Annotated in this window: 9 protein-coding genes; all 9 read left to right on the top strand. The window is 46.7% G+C overall.

Annotated elements, in window-relative coordinates; translation table 11 throughout:
- Window positions 1–2: 2 nt before the first annotated feature.
- The 9 genes from HYN51_RS11085 (at window position 3) to HYN51_RS11050 (ending at window position 18,871) form a co-directional block, all read left to right on the top strand.
- Entirely contained in the window at window positions 3–551 is a 549-nt protein-coding gene (locus HYN51_RS11085; RefSeq protein ID WP_192878398.1) for a hypothetical protein, read from the top strand.
- Window positions 552–957: 406 nt separating this feature from the next.
- A complete protein-coding gene (locus tag HYN51_RS16475; protein ID WP_192878397.1) occupies window positions 958–1,125 on the top strand; it encodes a hypothetical protein in 168 nt (55 codons plus the stop codon).
- 733 nt (window positions 1,126–1,858) lie between these two features.
- Window positions 1,859–9,766: an autotransporter outer membrane beta-barrel domain-containing protein gene (locus HYN51_RS11080; protein WP_108900078.1), complete on the top strand. Its 7,908-nt coding sequence runs from the start codon at window positions 1,859–1,861 to the stop codon at window positions 9,764–9,766.
- Window positions 9,767–9,952: 186 nt separating this feature from the next.
- A complete protein-coding gene (locus tag HYN51_RS11075) occupies window positions 9,953–13,246 on the top strand; it encodes an autotransporter outer membrane beta-barrel domain-containing protein (protein WP_108900077.1) in 3,294 nt (1,097 codons plus the stop codon).
- 456 nt (window positions 13,247–13,702) lie between these two features.
- The gene (locus tag HYN51_RS11070) at window positions 13,703–14,182 is read left to right on the top strand and encodes a hypothetical protein (RefSeq protein WP_157953032.1); all 480 of its coding nucleotides are present in this window, start codon (window positions 13,703–13,705) and stop codon (window positions 14,180–14,182) included.
- Window positions 14,183–14,440: 258 nt separating this feature from the next.
- Window positions 14,441–15,529, top strand: a complete 1,089-nt coding sequence (locus HYN51_RS11065; RefSeq protein WP_108900075.1) for a porin — start codon at window positions 14,441–14,443, stop codon at window positions 15,527–15,529.
- 246 nt (window positions 15,530–15,775) lie between these two features.
- Window positions 15,776–16,045 carry a YlcI/YnfO family protein gene (locus HYN51_RS11060; RefSeq protein WP_108900074.1) on the top strand — a complete coding sequence of 90 codons (270 nt, stop codon included), beginning with the start codon at window positions 15,776–15,778 and terminating at the stop codon, window positions 16,043–16,045.
- Window positions 16,046–16,741: 696 nt separating this feature from the next.
- Window positions 16,742–18,106: a hypothetical protein gene (locus tag HYN51_RS11055; RefSeq protein ID WP_108900073.1), complete on the top strand. Its 1,365-nt coding sequence runs from the start codon at window positions 16,742–16,744 to the stop codon at window positions 18,104–18,106.
- Between the two features lie 135 nt (window positions 18,107–18,241).
- A complete protein-coding gene (locus tag HYN51_RS11050) occupies window positions 18,242–18,871 on the top strand; it encodes a hypothetical protein (protein WP_108900072.1) in 630 nt (209 codons plus the stop codon).
- The last annotated feature ends 536 nt before the right edge of the window (window positions 18,872–19,407 follow it).

The raw sequence follows: 19,407 nt of genomic DNA, 5'->3' as shown, positions 1-19,407 counted from the left end.
TGATGGAAAGAATAAAGCAGTTTATTTATGGGTTATTTTTTGCCTTAGCGCTGGGCTGTACCTTTTCGGCTCATGCCGGAGATCCGGGACCTTTCCGATTAGTGTTTCTGGATATCTCGGAAGAGCCCTATCAGGATGGTCAAAAGCTGCTGGTTGACTTGAGAAAAATGGAGTCACTGCCGGATGGAAAAAGAGAGTACTGTTTTCTCTGCAAAGATAGTAGCGGAAGCGGCTCTGTTGATATGCTCTATCTCTACTCTGTGCCAGTGGGCTTATCCGTTGAGGAACTGCGTAAAGCAGTGAAAGGGGACGATACTGCCAAACGGAAAATGCAAAGTGTATTGAGCAAATTCGCAGATCAGGATGGCTATGGTGTCGATGGCTTGCTGATTTACGACCATCAGGAAGGAAAAGTGACTATCTATACGATGGATAAAAAGGTCGGCTCAAAGCTCGAAACTGAAAGTAAAGAGGTGAAGTCTAAACTGTTGTATTCCAGTCTGGATAAGCTGTTAGAGGATGCGGCGGCGAAGCTAGATCGTCCGGTATAAGCTAGCTAGAATTATTTGGAATACAGACAAGCAATAGTTAACGTTTTTTAGCCGCACACTGCATAGTTTTTCGAGATGCTTCGCATTGTTGGCACGAATCTGAACTGGTCGATTGCTGGTGGTTTTAGGGTTGGTATAGTGGCGGGGCATCCTGAGTTGGGATGTCGGGATTTGCAGCCCGCTAAGCTCCTTGAGAATGACATATTGATACATAAAGTATTTTTATAGTCATGGTCTTTGCGCACCCTGAAAACATGTCATAATGTTTGTTCTATGGTGGCTTTGGCTGGGACATCTTTGGATGTGCCGTTTCCAAGGGGCGGTCTGCAAACCCGATCAAAGCCACCACCCCGAGAGATTTGCAGCTTTGGAGGTGGGAGATATTAACTACCTTTGGAGTTAGCCCATGAACGAACTTATCCAACAAGAATCTTTAACCCCTGAAGAGATTGCGGTTCAGTGTTTAGCCGTGATCAATGCCGCGTTGAATACCGAAAACCTAGCCACTCGTGAAGCGTTAATGTTTGTACTGCAAGAGCGGTTGAGGGCGTTGTATAAAGTGTTGGGAGAGTAACGGTAATAGTGGTCAGTTAAAAAGGATTGTGGAGGGGACAATCCTTTTTATGCTTTAAATTTAGGCAATAGGACTACGGCCATTTGATAAATACACATTGTATTGAAGGGTTGGTTTAAAAGTTAACAGGTTTAATTACGCATTTAAAAATCATAACTATATGTATTTAATTGAAAAAATAGATATAAAAAAATAAATACGAATTTTATTATTTTTATAAGAAATAAAAACTCTACTTTATTATATTATTTTTTTCATTTGTTAAAAAATAATTACACGCGATATTAATTAGTTTTTTTTACTAAAATAAAGTTTTCACACCATGTTTATGAATGCAATTTCATTTTCATTCATGATCTTATGATTATTAATTAAAACACGTATAAATTTATAAAATATTTCCAATTGAAACTATTTTGTAACTTTTTACGTTATTTCGCTTTTTGGATAATTGGCAAATAAAAACTGGATTACAATCTCGCGCGAATAGAGGTAAGCCGCGCTTTTAAAAACACGGCTAGTCATAATTCTCTTAGAGAATCCCCCTAGTTAAGGGCGTTGTGTAGCGCATCAATGTGACAATCTTATCTTTTTAACCTAAGGCCTGCCGCTGTCTCTAGGGTGTGCCTGTGGTGAACATAATTGATTAAGCTTTCAGGCGAAGGTCGTTAATTCATTAAATAACGATATAGTTTGAATACAAGGATCGTACTATCATTTTTGGGAGTTATTAATGAATAAGATATATCGTATTATTTGGAACAATACGTTAGGGCTGTGGGTTGTTACTTCTGAGTTAGGTCGAGGAAAAACCAAAAGTGCGGCATCGAAGACATCGACTGGCGGAGAGTCAACATCATCTATCAGTGATCAAGCATATCGATTGATCTGGAACGATCAAACTTCCAGTTGGGTCGCTGTTTCTGACGTCATTAAAGGTAAGGGTAAGTCTTACGGAGTAAAACAGAAACTACAGGGTCTGTTTGTAGCGGGTACGTTCGCGTTTCTTGCTTCTCCTGCGAATGCAACAGATATAACCGCAAGCTCTTATACGCCTGGCAACGCCAATAACAGTGCTAAGTCTATTGCCGTCGGCTCTGATACCGTCAATTTGAACGGGACAATGGATTGGACTGGGTCAACCGGGGCTAACGTGGCGGCTTCTAACGTAACTCTCGGCTACAATGCCGGATATGTGACTGGCAGTGTTGATCCCAATGGCAAGATGAGCCTTTATTTGAACGCGCAGAACAACGCGGTTCTTGTTTTCGACCCGGTGACGCAAAGTAACATCAGTGTTAACACTTATGTTAATTCAAATTTTTTGGAAAGGGCTACCACCACTTCATTTTATGTTTATGGTCCGTCTTCTGCTGGCGGTGGGCCATTTGTTTCTTCGCAAATCGCCAATGTAGCTGGCGGTGGCGTTTTCAATATGAATGCCAACGGTAATGTTGGTAACAATACGGTTAAAGATACCGTTTACGTTCAGGTTACTGACGGTACCGCTAACTGGAACTCGGTCAACACCATCATTTTCGCAGCTGCCGCCACGGCCGTTACGACGGCTCAGCTACAGCCTTATACCGTGGATCAATTATGGACGAGCTATTCTGGCTCTTTTAACGTGACAACCACGGATGGCCCGCAAGCGCAGAGTGTTACGGATCTTGCCAGTTTTCAGGCTTATAATACTTGGTTAGTCCAGCAGTTGAAGGCAGGCAAGTTAGGAACGGGTACAGCAGCACAAGGGAATTATAATAGTGCTATCGCTCTGGCCTACAGCAATACCAACGCCACCTATACCGTTAACCCACAAACGTCACCAGTTAATGGGACTGACCCGCTTCTTGTTCCTACCGGAACCCAGATTGGCATGTTGGCCGATGGTGTGAATGCAACGGGGCATATTACTGCGACCGGATCGATGTCGATGACATCGACAAACTCGATTAACTCTGTACCGGCATTCATTGTGGCGGCGCGAAACGGCGGAACCATCATCAATGACGGTACCTTAGAAACAGGAAGTGGCTTTACTGGCGGTGTGTCAGTCTCAAGTGGAGGACACTTCATTAATAATGGTGTCTATAATTCGCGCACCTATATACCTGATCTCCTCACTGATGCAGGTTCAACCCATGTTAACAATGGTACGGTTAATATTCGGCCTAGCGATACGGCTTATTGGCTTGACGTGATGTCGGGAGACGCGGTTAACCATGGTGCAGTGAATGTTGGAACAACGGCCGCACCGAATAATGCTGCGGCCGCAGTCCGTGTTCGTGGTGCGGGTTCCTTTACCAATGATACTGATGGTTTGATGTATATTGGCCGCGCTGCCTCTACCATAACAACGGGTGACCCGCTCGGTCGTGGGGGTGCGGACGTCAGTTTAGGCAACGGAAGCTACGCGATTCAAGTGCTCGGTGCTGGTGCGAACGTCAATAATAAAGGCACTATTATTATTGGGGATAAGGTCCAGAAGGGGTATGGTATTTACTCCGCTAACTCCTATACCAACTCCACCGTCAATAGCGGCACGATTGAGGTACGCGGCCATTATAACGCAGCACCTTCATCAAATGTGGGTATGTACACCACCAATGGCAATACGTCTGCCGTATTTGATAATGCAGGCACCATCAATCTGACGGGTATTAATGTTATTGGCCTTCAAACTAAAAGCAATGGCAAGGCGCAGTCATCCGGAACAATCAACGTCATCAGTGGTATGGATGAGGTTTCTCTGTTGCGTAACTATGGTATCTGGTCGGAAGGGAATGGTGCGCAGGTCAATTTGTCGGGTACAGTTAATCTGTCCGGTGATGGGGCCATCGGGGTTCATGCCCGTTCTCTGGGTAATGTAACCACCTCTGGCAACGGCAATGTTGTGTTCTCTGGTGGCACCAAGCAGATCGGCTATTTTGCTTACGGCACCGGTGCGACCATCAACAATACCAGCACTGGCACACAGGATGTGTCAACGGAAGGCTCGACGCTGTTCCGTATGGAAGATGGCGCAGACTTTACCGGCGGGGCGGGTGCTTCTTCAATCCTGACCGCATCGGGTAAAGATTCCACCGCTGTTCTGGTGACTGGCCGTACTGGCACTGATGTGTCCGCCTTCAACTCCGGCGGCATGACCATTAACACCAGCGGCGAAAACGCGGTGGCGGTGTTGGTTGAAGGGGGCGCACAGGGTAAGATTGCCTCTACTGCTACCATTAATTTAACCGGCGCGGGCTCCGTAGCTGGCGTTGTTGATGGACAAAAGCACGCGCTGGATGGCTCAGCCACGGGCACGCCAATCGCCGGAACCTTAAGTAATGGTACGCTGGCAGCCGGTGCGGCAGGTTTTGGCACCGGGACGTTGCTGGTTGCACAAGCGAACCTCAACTCCACCTTAGATAAGGTGACCGGCTACATTGCTAAAAACGGCGCATCATTCAGTAACTCGGGCAATATTGTCTTCACCGGTAAAGAGACCACGGGTATTCAGGTACTTGAAGGCTCAACCGGGGGGAACTCAGGCTCAATCACCGTTCAAGACGGCTCTGTGGGGTTGAGTGCTTCGTCCTCAGGCGCGGCCACCACCTTGAACAACACCGGTAGTCTGGTGCTCAAAGGCGGCACCAATGCCGATCGCACAACCGGTATCTCCGCAACCGGTTCGGCGGTGACGGTGAATATGTCCGCAGGGACTATCGACATGCAGGGCCAAGGTGCCGTGGGCGTGAGTGCCACCGCCGGTGCTAAAGTTAACCTGACCGGGACTTCAGCGGTGACGTTTGCCGCCGAGCCTACCGGTATCACCGATCAGATAGCCTTCCTGGTATCCGGTGCAGGCTCCACCATTAACACCAATACTTCGGGTACAGGCCTGGTGGCTTCCGGTAAAAACTCCACCCTGATCCGCCTTGAAAATGGCGCGACTCAATCAGGCGTGTTGAACATGGGGGCAACAGGAACTGGCTCGCGGGGTATCTGGGCGACGGGTGCGGGCACCTCCGTGACGGCATTGTCAGGCTCCACCTTCAATGTCGGTGGTGACAACGCCATGGCGGTATTGGTACAAGGCGGCGCGGAAGGAAACCTTAAAGCGGGAACCACCGTCAACCTGACGGGAACCAACACTATCGTCGGGACGGTAGACGGTAACGAATACGCGATTGATGGCGTCACGGTACTGAACACCAACACCGGCTCTAAACTCAATTCTGACGCTACTCTCAACTCCACCACGGCAGGGGCGACCGGCTTTATTACTCAGAATCAGGGGATCCTGACCAACAATGGCACCATCAATTTCCAAGGTGCTAACAGTCAGGCCGTGAAGGTGCTGGATGGGACGTTCATCAACACCGCCAACATTTCAGCCAACGGCACGGCCGTCTATGTGGAAGGGGCGAAGGCCACGGTTCAAAATAACGGTGGGGCGATCTTGGCCACCGACGGTAAGGCTGCGGTCGAGTTAGGCACGGGAGCGAACCTCAATCTGGTTGGCTCGGGCGTGAATACGGTTGAGGGTCAGGGCACGGCACATGCGGTGTTAGTCGATAGCGGCGCGACCGGCTTAACCGTTAGCGGTGCACATCTGATCGTTAACGCCGCCGGTGCCAGCGGTAACGGCATTGAGAATGCCGGAAATATTGCCGGTATTCAGTTAAATGACACCACGATTGACGTGATGAACGGCAAGGGTGTGCGGACTTCGGCGTCGTTAGACACCACCAACAGCGGCACCATCAATGTGGCCGGCTCTGGCACGGGTCTGGCGTTTGAAGACGCGGCGGGTGCGGCCATGGGCAACAATGTTGACCTGTCAGGCTCGTCCGCCCTGAATATCAACGTGACTGGCGCTAATGGTACCGGGATTTCGGTGAAACACACCGGCAATGGCGAGGTGAAAAATGCGGCCAATGTGACCGTGGCGGCCGGTGGCGGCTCTGCGGTGGCATTAAGTGGTGTCTCGACCTTTGAGAACGCCGGCAAACTGAACACCGCTTCAACCGCCAACGTGGTTGATTTGGGTGCGACGAAGTCCGTGACCAACAGCGGTGAAATCAATGCGGCCAGTGCGACTGGGGCGGCGTTGACCTTTGATGCGCAGGATTCAACCCTGAGCAACACCGGTAAGATTATCGGGGTGGTTGATTTGGGTGCTGGTGCCAACACCGCCACTAACGCGGCGGGCGCGAGCATCACCGGTAACATCATTTCTGCCACGGGCAATAACACCGTGACGAACAGCGGCACGATTGTGGGCGATATCGCGCTGGGTTCAGGCACCAATAATGTGACCCTGAACGCCGGTTCAACGGTGGTGAACGTCAGCGGGACTACAGGCGTTAACAATGTGACCGTGAAAGGCGATGCGGCCTTTACCGCCCTAGAGGGGGGGATTGGCGGCGGCGCGGATACGGTGACCTTTGATGGCGCAACGCATACCCTGAGCGCGACCAGTGATATTGACCATTTTGAAAACATGAAGCTGATTAATGGTTCAACCATTAACACCGCTGATTTAATCAAGATGACCGATACGGCGGGCGGCGCGGGGTCAATCAGTATTGACGGCACGTCAACGTTGGCCATTGCGGCCCCGGCGGATTACACCCTGAACCATGCCTTGAGCGGCAACGGTAAGATTGACGTGACGTCGGGTACCCAGTTCGACTTCGGCGCGGCGGCGGGCAATCAGTTTGCCGGACGGGTGAATATGAACAGCGCGGAGTTTGCGCTTTCGGGCTTGAATACCACGGCGTTGACCAAAGCGACGCTGTCGGTGATGGGCAATAACACCACCACGGTCGGCAACGGCATTCAGAATATCGGTGGCTTAAGCATCGACGGCGGTACGATGAATTTCGGGGTGACCATTCCGAATTCGGTTACGTCGGATAGCTTCATTGCGGTGGCGGGTACGCTGGATGCATCGGGTATCGGTAAAATTCAGGTCACCAAGGGCAGTTTTGATAACGCGACCGTGCCGGTGGTGAATAAAACCCTCGGCCTGTTGGACCAGCAGAACGAAACGTTGGTGCAGTTAGTCTCCGCGCAGACGGCAATCGGTGGGGCGGGTGCGCTGCAACTGATTGATGAAAACGGGGCCGCTATCAGCAATGGCAGTGTCAGCGCCATCAGTCAGAACGGGGTTCATGCCGCCGATGGGACCTATGATTATCGTTTAACCACCAGCGGAGATAAGGGCAATGGCCTGTACGTGGCGTATGGCTTAACTCAGCTTGACCTGTTAACCAGCGGCACCGACAAACTGGTGATTAATACCGCCGACAGCACGGAAAAAACCTTGTCCGCTAAGGTTATCGGCAGTGGCGACTTAGGGATTGTGGCGGGTAATGGCGCGGACGCGCTGACCATCAGCAATGTCACCAACAGCTACACCGGCGAGACCGACCTGCAAACCGGAACCCTGACGCTGGGGACTGATAACGCATTAGGACAAACCAGCAAACTGACGTTAGCTGACAGCACCACGGCGAACGTTAATGGTAAAACCCAGACCGTGGGTGAGTTAGCGACGGCACAGACCAGCCAACTGAATCTGGACAACGGTAACCTGACCGTGACGCACGGTGGACAGGTTGACGGTAGTCTGGCGGGCGCAGGCCAGTTGACCCTGACAGGGGATACGCTATCCCTGACCCAGAACAACAGTGGATTCACCGGGACCACCGACATTAACGCCGGGGCAACCGCCCGCGTGACGCAGCCTCAGGGCTTAGGTCAGGGTGTGATTAATAATGAAGGTACACTGAATCTGGACGGCGCGGCGGGCACCTTGCTCAACAGCCTGAAAGGCACTCAGGGTGACGTGTTGTTAACGCAGGACGCAGACATCACCTTGGGCGGAAATAACACCGACTATGCCGGTACCTTCACCACCACCAGCGGAACCACACTGACCAGCACGGCCAGTGAGCAATTGGGGTCGTCAACGGTTCACAATGACGGCACCTTTGTGCTGGATACGGCAGAGCAGTGGGCGATGAATAACACCGTCGACGGCAGTGGCACCGTGGTGAAACGCGGCACGGGTACCGTTCTGTTAGACGGTAACAACGTCTCGGCCGGGCTGACCACCATTGAGAATGGGGTGTTGCAGGTAGGTGGAACGCCGGGCACCGCATCACAGGCCATCTTGACCAGCAATGTGAATATCACCGAGCAGGGTACATTAGGTGGTTACGGTCAGGTGGTGGGTAATGTGGACAACAGCGGTAACTTGACGATGGGCCGTGCGTTAACGGGCGGTGCACCGAGTGAATTTACCATCAACGGTAACTATACCGGCAATAACGGCACCGTGACCTTTAATACCGATTTGGGCGATGACAACTCCGCGACGGATAAACTGATTATCAAAGGCGATACCGCCGGACAGAGTCAGGTTGTGGTCATGAGCGCCCGCGGGGAGGGAGCCCAAACCGTCGAAGGGATTAAACTTATCGATGTGGGTGGCAGCTCGAACGGCGAGTTTACGCTGAAAGGCCGTGCGGTGGCGGGTGCGTATGAATACTTCCTGAATAAAGGTGGTGTTTCGACGCCGAACGACGGTGATTGGTACCTGCGTTCAGTGTTGCCAGCGCCGGTTAATCCAGACACCCCGGTTAATCCAGAGACGCCAGATACACCAGTAGCCCCGGTGACGCCAGTCACTCCGACCCCGACCAACAGCGTTGTGCGTCCGGAAGCGGGAAGTTATATGGCGAATATGGCGGCAGCCAACAAGATGTTCAATCTGCGTTTAGAAGACCGTGAAGGTCGGGCAGAGAACTCCAGCATGTGGCTGCGTCAGCAGGGAGACCGTAATAAGTTCAGAGATAACAGCGGGCAAATTAAAACCGCGACCAATACCTATGTGGTACAGGGCGGCGGTGAAGTGGCGCAGACTCAGTTTACTGATACTGACCGTTTAGGCGTTGGCTTGATGTTAGGTTACGGTAAGTCAGACAGCCAGAGTCGTAATCACCGCAGTGGTTATAACTCCCGAGGCCAAGTCGATGGTTACAGCGGCGGCGTTTACGCCACGTGGTATCAGGATGCGAAAACGCTGGACGGTCTGTATGTTGACAGCTGGGTACAGTACAGCATGTTGAATGCGTCGGTGCACGGTGACCAACTTTCCAGTGAAAGCTACGACATGAATGGGCTGAGCGCCTCGGTTGAAAGCGGCTATCGTATCCCGGTCTATCAAGGTGAAAACGGTAACGTGTTTGTGACCCCACAGGCGCAAATCACGTGGAACGGTATCAAAGCCGATGACCATAAGGAAGCCAACGGCACGCGGGTGAGCTCTGACGGTAACAACAATGTTCAGACGCGTCTGGGCGTGAAGTTATCCCGTGATGGCGTGAGCGATATGGACAAAGGCAGCGACAAACTGTTTACCGTGTATACCGAAGCCAACTGGCTGCACAACACCGAACAGGCGGGTGCCACCATGGACGGCGTAGCTATCAAGCAGGCGGGAAGCGCGAACATTGGTGAACTGAAGGTGGGAGCCGAAGGGCAACTGAACAAGCATGTGAATCTGTGGACTAACGTGGCCCAGCAACTGGGTAATGATGGTTATAGCGACACGGCGGTTACCGTTGGATTTAAATATAAGTTCTAATAATAGTTAAGTAAAAGGCCTGCAATCGATGATTGCAGGCTGATTATAATTAAAAGTGAAGTGAATTTAATATTTGATATTGATTTTTAAGATGTTGTCTTAATTTAATGATTATAATTATTGGGTAAGTCGATTTTTCTTTTTTTCTGATATCAAAAACTTAATCAACTGAATTAAGGATATGTTATGAAGCACAAAGGAAATGTATGTTCTGAAAGTGATCGGATCTTATTGCCCGTTTTCCGTAAAACACTATTAGCCAGTTTGTTATTACCGTTAATAAGCCCTGCCGTATGGGCAGTTGATAGAACAGCCAGCGTTACTGATGGCAGCAGCGTTGTCATCTCTGGAATTTATAGTAGCGCTACTGATAATACTAATCTGATTTATGTTACAAATCCGAACAGCACAGTAAGCAATAATGGGCCAACCAGTTTTGAATCATCGGCTTATTTAACCGGTGTCATGGTTGAAAACGGCGGTGCATTGAATTTAGATGGCGCATTATTCAATTTAGAAAATGCGAATGCGAGTATTTCTGCGACAGGGATTGGTACTGAAGTTGCTCTAAGTAATATTCAGATAACGGGTGGTCAGATAGGTATATCTGGTGCAGATGGTGCAAAAATATCGTTAAATAACTCAACGATGACATCTGCCGGTGGCAAACTTATCGATATAACAGATATGAACACTGCCGGTACAATGCTAACTGGTGTTAACAATACCTTTATAGCATCTTCAGGTTATAATTCGGGTATATACCTTGAAAATTCAACGGCTATTCTGAATAAGACTACCTTTACGACCTCAGCTGATTCAGTATTTAGTCAGTTAATAAATGCCTCCTCTAATACTAACCTTACGCTTAATGACTTAAATGTAACGGCTACGATTGGCTCACAAAATGCTGGGATAACTAGTGATTCTTCTACCCTAAATATGAGTGATGCTACGATTAACCAGACCGGTGGACGTAGTGCAATAAGTTTGTCTTCGCCGTCAGGGCAGGGAATGACAACATTAACTAACGTTAATGTCACGGCTGTGCTTGATGAAAATATTAACTATAGGGCGATTAATGATGTCAGTGGTAACGTTGGTTTAGTTTATTTAGACGGCGGTACACTTAAGATTAAAGGTGGGGCCTATGATGTCACTAATGGTGACGGCATAAATAGTAATCAGTGGCGTTCTTTGAAGGCGGGTGAGCTTGATGTTAGCGAGGCTAAAATAACGACCCATGGAAATAAAAGCGTTGGGATACGCACTATGGGTAAAACCGCCATTGATAATGTTGACATTATCACTAACGGAGACAATTCCCCGGCTTTACTAGTTAGCGGTTATTCGTCTAAAGATTCTAGCTACGCTGTTGTTGATGCATCTAATATGACCATAACTACTGCGGGAGTGGGTAGCCAAGGTATTTCCACCGATCTATATGGCCGCATTACGGTGGCAGACTCTGCTATTACCACGTCGGGTGAATCATCAAGCCTGCTATTGGCTAACAATATTTCAAACATTACGGCGAATAATATTCGGGCCGAGTCAACAGGCGTTGGCGCTCATGGTATCAATGTTCAAAATGGCAGTACTATTCTGGTAAAAGACAGCCAGGTATCAACCAGCGGCGCTAATGCTGATGGAATTTATGCTGCTACTGCCAATATGACTAATGGTTCTTATAGCCCTATGGGTTTTGGCCAAGATGTCAGTGTCCAGTTAGATAACACGTCGTTAAATAGTGCGTTAGGCAACGGGCTCACCGCCAACGGTATCAACCTGAATGTCGATGTGATAAATGGTTCTAAAGTGACAGGCGGCAACGGTATTCTGATTAATGCGATCTCCGATATTCCCAACGGTACGTTGTTGACAAGTACCGTCAATATGACGGCGGATAACCAGACTATCCTAACCGGCGATATTCAGGCCGAGCAGGATAATATTGCCAATTTATCCCTGACCAATGGCTCAATCTGGGACGGTGCTGCGCGCAATGCCAACAATATCAGTGTTGACGGCAGCAGCCTGTGGAACCTGACCGGTGATGCTGATGTGGCTTCGCTGAACCTTGGTGGACAGGTCAATTATACGCCAGGCAACAGCTATCGCGCATCGGGTACTGACTTCAGCACGCTAACGGTGAGGGGGGATATGACCGGTAACGGCGGGCTTCTCAACATGAACGTGGCGCTGGGGGATGATAATTCACAAAGCGACAAGTTAGTGGTTCAGGGCAACACCAGCGGTGATACTGCTATTCAAGTTAAAAATGCGGGCGGTACCGGTGCACAAACGATTAATGGTATCCAACTGGTGTCGGTTGCCGGCCAGTCAGACGGTAGCTTTGCGCTGAAAGGCCGTGCGGTTGCGGGTGCCTATGAATATCAGTTGGCTAAAAATCAAAATGACGGTGGCTGGTATCTCCATTCTGGGGCAATACCGGAACCGACCCCAGAACCGAAGCCAACACCGACACCAGAACCGACGGTGGATCCAGTGCCGACACCTAATCCAACGCCGCTTTCACCAACGATTCGTCCGGAAGCCGGTAGCTACATGGCGAATATGGCGGCAGCCAGCAAGATGTTTAATCTGCGTTTAGAAGACCGTGAAGGTCGGGCAGAGAACTCCAGCATGTGGCTGCGTCAGCAGGGAGACCGTACCAAGTTTAGAGATAACAGCGGGCAAATTAAAACCGCCACCAATACCTATGTGGTACAGGGCGGCGGTGAAGTGGCGCAAACTCAGTTTTCGGATACCGATCGTTTAGGCGTTGGCTTGATGTTAGGTTACGGTAAGTCAGACAGCCAGAGTCGTAATCACCGCAGTGGTTATAACTCCCGAGGCCAAGTCGATGGTTACAGCGGCGGCGTTTACGCCACGTGGTATCAGGATGCGAAAACGCTGGACGGTCTGTATGTCGACAGTTGGGTACAATACAGCATGTTAAATGCCTCGGTGGACGGTGAGCAGCTATCCAGTGAAAGCTACGATATTAATGGATGGAGCGCCTCGGTTGAAAGCGGCTATCGTATTCCGGTTTATCAGGGTGAAAACGGCAATGTGTTTGTGACCCCACAGGCGCAGATCACGTGGAGCGGTATCAACGCTGACGATCATAAGGAAGCCAACGGCACCCGCGTGACCTCTGATGACAACAATAATGTTCAGACGCGTCTGGGCGTGAAGTTATCCCGTGATGGCGTGAGCGATATGGACAAAGGCAGCGACAAACTGTTTACCGTGTATACCGAAGCCAACTGGCTGCACAACACCGAACAGGCGGGTGCCACCATGGACGGCGTGGCTATTAAACAGGCGGGAAGCGCGAACATTGGTGAACTGAAGCTGGGGGCCGAAGGCCAACTGAATAAGTACATCAACCTGTGGACTAACGTGGCCCAGCAACTGGGTGATGATGGTTATAGCGACACGGCGGTTACCGTTGGATTTAAATATAAGTTCTAGTAATCACTGAGTAAAAGGGCTGCAATCGATGATCGCAGCCCTTTTTATTTGATTTTTTATACTGTTATTAATCACGATACGTCAGGATGTGGTGGTTCGATAAAAATATCACTGCTGCAATATATGACGTTTTCTAAAAATAATCAGGCAGCGAATTAATTTATTGAATCATTTTAACTAGCGACGAAAACAGAAGTGCAGAAAAGATACTTATTAGCCAAACGGCAAGATAATGAGTTGTAATCGACCATGACACTATTATTACGTCTTAAACAGATTAATTGGAATGAACGATTTACCGCATTTCCGATTAATAATTACTCATCTAAATTATTTTTATATATCAATCGATAAGGAAGCGAAAATTCTGTTAAGGAAGCGTAAAGCGCATTGACGGTGAAATGCCTTGGTATATTTTGATAAGCGTAGAGGGCATTATCACACTAATAAGGAAATATGATGAAATCAAAAGCTATGGTTATCGGTCTATTTAGCGCAGCATTATTAACGGGCAGCTTCAGCGCATTTGCCGAGCCAGATAGTGCACAGCAATCTCAAGATACACAGCATAACGAAAGGCATTCATCTGGTCAGCCAGATGGTCATAAAGACCGAGGTGATAATACGCGTTCTGATGCGAAAAAGGATGAGCGTAGAGAAAAAGGCGAACATCCTGATGGAAAACCAGAAGGTCACCGAGGAAAAGGTGATAAACAGCGCCCTGATGGCAAATCAGAAGATCGTAAAGAGCAAGGCGATAAGCAACGTCCTGACGTGAAGCCGGAAGATCGTAAAGAAAGGGGCGATAAAAAGTCGTCTGAAGAACGCAAAGCCAGAAGTGATAAAAAACGTTCTGATAAAAAGCAAGGTGGACATAAAGAAAAAGCTGAAAAACAGAACCCTGATGCGAAACCTGATGATGGTAAAGACGACTGATTTATAAGCGTTAAACGATGATTTTAGTAAAGGGGCGAAAGCCCCTTTACTGTATTTAGTTTATCAATATCCCTGCCATTAAGCCGTCCTCTTTTTTCTTTAAATGATAATGAAAATAATTATTATATGTTGTTTATTAACCTATTGTTTGATTCAATAAAATCCGCGGTTGAGTATAGGGTCTGATATCTCATATTTTCTCTGTCCTCTGCAGTGCTACAGGTGATATTTAGGCAAGATCAATCAAGGAAAAGAATAATGAGAAACAATAAACTGTTGGTAGGGCTGTTACCTATTATTATGGTGGCGGGTACAGCAAATGCGGCGGAGCTTTATAATAAAGACGGCAATAAGTTAGACTTCTCGGGACAAATTCAAGGTAACCACTATTTCTCTAATGATAAAGAGCAAGATGGCGACAACAGCTATGCTCGTTTTGGTATTCGTGGAGAAACTCAGGTCACTGAGCAAATCATGGGTTACGGCTACTATCAGACACAACTTAACGCTAGTTCAAGCGAAAACAGCGGTGCGAATAATTCCACCACGCGTTATGCATTCGCGGGTATTAAATTTGGTGATTTAGGCTCTTTCGACTACGGTCGTAACGACGGGATCCTGTATGACGTTGGCGGCTGGACGGACGTTTTGCCTGAGTTCGGTGGCGATTCCTATGAGCAGACCGATGGCTTTATGACTCAGCGCGCGGCTAATCTGGCAACTTATCGTAATAAAAACCTCTTTGGTGCCGTTCAGGGGCTGGATTTTGCCGTTCAGTATCAGGGACGCAACGATTCCAATGACCGTAATAGAACCGATAGCAACGGCGACGGCTGGGGTATGTCCTCTACCTATGATTTAGGCATGGGGCTTTCTGTTGGTGCTGCTTATGCTTCATCTGACCGTACTGACACTCAGTCGAAAGATGGCTTGGGTGACCGTGCTGACGGAGCGAATGCCGGTATCAAATATGATGCAAACGATTTGTATTTGGCTGCCATCTATGGGCAAACCTACAATATGACTGAGTATGGTGATGAATTTATTGCTAATAAAACTCAGAACGTAGAATTGGTGGCTCAGTATCAGTTTAACAGCGGCCTGCAACCGTCGTTGGCGTGGGTTTACTCCAAAGGTAAAGACCTAGGTCATAGCGTAGGCAGTAAAACTTACGATAACGAAGATCTGGTTAACTATATTGATGTTGGTGCTTATTACCACTTCAACAACAATTTCACCACTAAGATCGACTATAAGATCAATATGCTTGATAGCAACGAATTCACTAAGAGCGCGGATATATCGACGGACGATATTGTTTCGGTGGCGTTCGTTTATCAGTTTTAATTGAAGGGCTACTTGCTGGTGGGTGAGTGGCTTGAGTTTTGGAAAGGCGCGTAATGCGCCTTTTTTATGGTTTTTAGTTTGAGTATTCTTTTGTATCGGCATTTTATTACTTGTACAAAAAGGTGGTGATCTTTTTCCTTATAATTATAGGTTTTTTGATTATTGGGGGATGATGAAAAATCAGTTGGTTGATTTTTACTCATAGTGCAATGCATCTAATCCGGAGTACCACAGATAGAGGTCATTATGAAAACTGCCAGTTTCCCATCACTACGTGTAAGTCCGGAGTTGAGAAGTGCGGCAGAAAGAGCACTTTATGACGGAGAATCGATATCTGGCTTTATTGAGAAGGCTATTATCAAGCAAATTGAGCAACGGCAAATGAATAATGAATTTATTCAAAATGCGATGAATTCGCGAGATAAATCCAGAGAGACTGGAGAGTATCGTTCTGCTACCGATGTGTTATCTGCTTTATCTACAAAGCTTAATGAAGCCAAGGTGAAGCAGAAGTGAATATAGACGTTCGCTTTACACTCGATGCTGAGGAAGAGCTCTAGCGATTATATCAATTCTTGTTGGATATGGGAGAAGACAGGGGCTTAACATTGCTGAGAATGCATTTGCTGCCTTACAGAAAGGACTGGAATATATATCGTCTTCTCCTTGGGACGGGCGTAGGGTTGAAGTTCTTGCGCCTATTTTCCGTGTGCCGATCGTATCTTGGGGACGTTTTCAGGGTACGTTCTTTTGTCTGAAATTGAACAGGAAGTGATTACTGTGATTGCTGTTCGTCATCAGAGAGAGGGGGAGTGGTATTAGAGTCTGCGTTGGTATTAAATTTGGTGACGTGAGTATTGGGTAATATGTCCGCTTCACGATATACAATGTGAATGGTACTAAAACAGGTGTGTTTATAGTACCAACCACAAAGTACTGTGTTAAGCCAGTTTCTCTCAGTACGAGGAGCTATAATTAAATCTATTTTTAAACTACCTTCTTGACGAAAAAGCCCCGCCCATGTAGTAAAACACCTCAATAATGAAGTATCAGCTATCCAGACAGAGTATTAGGTATCGTAGGTATACCCTGAATGGGCTCTGGATTATTATTTATTTTTTTGACTTCCGGTGGATCCTACAGAGCCCAAAGAATTGATTGAGTTATTATTGTATTATTAGAATAATATTTTGATATTTAAGAGGTTTGTATATGACTGATAGTGATTCGCGAGCTGAGGCTACAACTACCCGTCCAGCTCTTAACTGGAATACTCTATTTCGAGGTGACCGATCGCGCATTAATTATAACGCTTGTGTTGGAAATAACGGTTCACCTGATATCTATTTCTACGCTGATGGTTTCGCTGACAGTGTTACGCTGCTTATTGAAGATCTGGAACAGCACCGAGGGGCGCTGGACACTCTTATTTACCCGATATGTTTCAGCCTGCGACATTCGGTCGAGCTCACGATAAAAGGACAAATTCAGGATCTGGTCAGATTGTCAAAAATACGCAAACAGCCACTGGCAACAGACGATAAACTGGAAAAGGTACTTAATGGGCATGATATTCAGCTTTTGTGGGATTTTTTTGTTGTCGGTGCAGTCGTTACAGACCGTCGCTATGTCGAACTGCTTCAGCCACTTACTCCGTTGATCAAATGCATCGCTGATACAGATCCGACTGGCCAGACTTTCCGGTATAGTTACAGTACAGAAGCAGTCAAGCACTTGACCGATGTAAGTGTCATTAACATACAGGTTCTACGCGAGGTATTCGAACTAATCCGGGAACAACTTGATGCTCTCCATTATTTGACAGACTGGCTGATCTCCGAATATAGAACGGGAACATTTACTCGTCACTTGAGTAGGGAGGAGCTTATGATAATAGCGCGTCAGCTGCCTCCGCGTGTAACTTGGAGAGATGTAGATTTCGATAACGTGAAAGCCTCAATTAAATCTAAATATGACATTAGTAACAGAGAACTGAGTAAAGCTTTAATGCTGATTCAGCAAACCCGTGATATGGCGGTGGAAATTGGACTTCCTATTTCCGTACCAGGCTTATCTACGATGGATTTTGTTCAGTTAAATGATATTTGGAAGATAGCGTGGGATTATGACAAGCTGAAAAGTAAGCTGCATGACTATATAAATGGGGGCAGTTCTGCTGTGGTGCCGGTGCACATAATGGACGTTATCCAGAGCGAGAATGAAAGCATAAGAGATGCTGAACAGGCTCGTGAGCAGTTCCACCAGTGGACTACCCCTGAAAAACTAGCTGGACTCTACACCTTGTTAGACGCAGGGTGCTATAAATTTCCTGAGGATTATGACAAAGGATATTCATATCAGTTGCAGGAAATGAACATGATTTGTGATGCAATGCAGGAAGTTCGTGAGGCCGAAATTAATGATATCTGGATACAAAGTATTGGACATAATGGCTACCCTGCACGAATCATCCGTAAACTAAAAATTGCAGGATTCAAGCAGGAAGCATTTGCCGTGGAGGAAAATTTGTTCGCCGGAAGCACTGCTGAGTTTGATGATGCGCTTTACGGGAAATAGAAAAGGTCCTCGAAGGGGACTTGTGACATTATGTCTTTTATTAATTCGCTAAGGGGCTGCACCCATTTGTTAAATTAATAACTAATTGATATATAGTTAAATTTAAATAATTAACATGGAAAAGGAGAGTTTATTTTGCAAATCAGTGACGTTAAAATTGAGAATTTATTTGCCGTTATAGACTGGTGTATAAAAAATAGTTTTCCTGAAGATTATGATGCTAGATGCTTATATAGTGCGTGTGCAATTCATGCAATACTTATAAGCAAAGGAGTTAAAGCCGTTATAGTAGGTGGGAATATGGGAGCGTTTACCCTATCTGCTGATGGTCGAAAAGCTTTGCTAGAGGGTTTTAGTGGTGGTGATATGGTTCAACCTAGTCACTATTGGGTTGAAGCAAATGGAGTTATTTTAGACCCATGTGTGTCTTATTTACCCAGAAGATCTCGAATATGTGCGGTATCTATGCCAATGGTTGCTTGGTCAAAAAATGTTGCTCTACCAAATTATCTTCAATATGTTGAAAAAATTCGATATGCAGAAGAGGTGGGGTTTATTTTTCCAGATGATATTGGAATTCGAGTTCAAGAATTTATTGAATACTGCCAAAAACAATATTCTTCAAAGACAGTGAAGAAAAAATTTGCGACTTGGTTATTATCTAATCCAAATGAATTGAATAATGCAGCAAGGTTGGGAGACCGCTGGGCAAAAGGTGCAATTCGTTTTCAGTCCATGAATTCAGTACCTACCATTCCTAGCTAAATAATCATACTTAATTGTGCTACACCTTTTTCTTTGTCGATAAAGAGAATTATGCTGCTTCACAAGCTATCGTCAATTACTGGATAAAGAATATCTAAAATCGATGACTAGTGTAATATTCGGTTTAGAATATGGTTTTTTGCATATTTAGTGAGATCTTTTAGCAACTAATTTTCAAAAGCATTAAGTCCGTATTTTTTTCTTAACGGGTTATCAGATGTGATCATGCCTTGCTGCAGAGTATTTTTAGATTGACTAATAAATAATTTCATTAATAAGGTAAACGTTAGGTAATCTTATATATTAATAATTAACATATTATTAGAATATAATTGGTTAGTAGTTATCCTAAGTGTTTATATATTTCTTACTCTAAAAAATCTTGGTGGTTTACCACGGTATTTTCTTTCCTCCAACTCTATGGATAAAAAGGCTCCTATTAAAGCTCATATAACTGTAATGATAATAGAATAAATACCAAGCCCAAATCCCATGGATATGTTCCATTCAAAACTTGAATTTAAAAACTCAGGAAT

The sequence above is a fragment of the Limnobaculum parvum genome (assembly GCF_003096015.2).
GTDB lineage: Bacteria > Pseudomonadota > Gammaproteobacteria > Enterobacterales > Enterobacteriaceae > Limnobaculum > Limnobaculum parvum.
This window is presented reverse-complemented; position numbering and strand designations above follow the sequence as displayed.

Bases quoted from the DNA above. Each gene is read 5' to 3' on its own strand.
- HYN51_RS11080 (WP_108900078.1), top strand. From the start codon at position 1,859: ATGAATAAGATATATCGTATTATTTGGAACAATACGTTAGGGCTGTGG.
- HYN51_RS11055 (WP_108900073.1), top strand. From the start codon at position 16,742: ATGACTGATAGTGATTCGCGAGCTGAGGCTACAACTACCCGTCCAGCT.
- HYN51_RS16475 (WP_192878397.1), top strand. From the start codon at position 958: ATGAACGAACTTATCCAACAAGAATCTTTAACCCCTGAAGAGATTGCG.
- HYN51_RS11085 (WP_192878398.1), top strand. From the start codon at position 3: ATGGAAAGAATAAAGCAGTTTATTTATGGGTTATTTTTTGCCTTAGCG.
- HYN51_RS11060 (WP_108900074.1), top strand. From the start codon at position 15,776: ATGAAAACTGCCAGTTTCCCATCACTACGTGTAAGTCCGGAGTTGAGA.
- HYN51_RS11070 (WP_157953032.1), top strand. From the start codon at position 13,703: ATGATGAAATCAAAAGCTATGGTTATCGGTCTATTTAGCGCAGCATTA.
- HYN51_RS11065 (WP_108900075.1), top strand. From the start codon at position 14,441: ATGAGAAACAATAAACTGTTGGTAGGGCTGTTACCTATTATTATGGTG.
- HYN51_RS11075 (WP_108900077.1), top strand. From the start codon at position 9,953: ATGAAGCACAAAGGAAATGTATGTTCTGAAAGTGATCGGATCTTATTG.